The sequence below is a fragment of the Promicromonospora kroppenstedtii DSM 19349 genome (assembly GCF_000515355.1).
GTDB classification, from domain to species: domain Bacteria; phylum Actinomycetota; class Actinomycetes; order Actinomycetales; family Cellulomonadaceae; genus Promicromonospora; species Promicromonospora kroppenstedtii.
Genome location: NZ_KI911744.1, coordinates 185,388 through 186,589, shown reverse-complemented (window position 1 = coordinate 186,589; position 1,202 = coordinate 185,388). Strand labels below are relative to the sequence as shown.

General features: G+C 75.2%; 1 protein-coding gene. It reads right to left on the bottom strand.

Annotated elements, in window-relative coordinates:
- Positions 1 to 1,202 (bottom strand): alpha-galactosidase (locus PROKR_RS36170; protein WP_211240235.1); only part of this gene is annotated, 1,202 nt, incomplete at both ends.

Here is a 1,202-nt window from a genome sequence, read left to right as displayed (position 1 = left end):
GGTCCAGCCCGGGCACCCGCTGCAGCGCCGGCAGCGCCCGGTCGCCCGTCATCGAACGCGCCACCCGCACCACGGCCCGGCTCCGGTCCGGTGCCACGATCACGGTCGCGCTCGTCCCGGCGTCGCCGGTCGGCGGGTGGTGCACGTCGCCCGAGTGCAGCAGCGGGCGCAGCCGCCGATAGGCGGCGATGCCCGCCCGGAGCCGGTCCAGCTCGTCCGGGGTGCACTCCGTCAGGTCCCACTCGATGCCGAAGTGGCCCAGCAGTGCCACGGCGATCCGCAGGTCCAGCCCCGTGGCGCGCTTCGTGGTGTGCGCCACGGGCGGGCCCACGTGCGTGCCGACGAGCTCCGGGGGCAGCAGCAGCTCGGTCCAGCGCTGGATGGCCAGGCGCTCCACCGGGTCGTTCGTGTCCGAGGCCCACACCCGGTCGGTGTGCTCCAGGACGCCGAGGTCCACGCGCGCCCCGCCCGACGCGCACGCCTCGATCTCCAGGCCCGGGTGCCGGTCCCGGAGCGCGGCCAGCAGCCGGTAGACCGCCGCGGTGTGCCGGTGCACGTTCGCGCGGCCGGCGGTCACGGCCTCGATGAGGTCGCGGTTCTGGTCCCACTTGACGTAGTCGAGCCGGTACTCGGTCACGAGCGCGGAGACTGCCTTCAGCAGGTGGTCGAACACGTCGGCCCGCGACACGTCGAGCACGTACTGGTTGCGCCAGGGGCGCACCTCGTTCTCGATCGGCTGCAGCAGCCAGTCCGGGTGCGCGCGGGCGAGCTCCGAGTCGAGGCTGACCATCTCGGGCTCGAGCCACAGCCCGAACTCCATGCCCCGCTCCCGGACCACCTCGACGAGGGGGTGCAGCCCGTCCGGCCACGGCCCCGGGTCGACGCGCCAGTCGCCCAGGCCGGCGGAGTCGTCGCGGCGGCCCACGAACCAGCCGTCGTCGAGCACGAACCGCTCCACGCCGACGTCGGCCGCGACCCGGGCGAGCCGCGTGAGCTTGCCGAGGTCGTGGTCGAAGTAGACCGCCTCCCAGGTGTTCAGCGTGACGGGGCGGGGCCGGCGCGGGTGGTGCGGCCGGTCGCGCACGTACCGGTGGAACCGGTGCCCGAGGCCGTCGAGCCCCGCGTCGCTCCACACGAACAGCGCGGCGGGGGTGCGGAACGCGGCGCCGGGCTCGACGGTGATCTCGCCGGGCCGCAGCAGC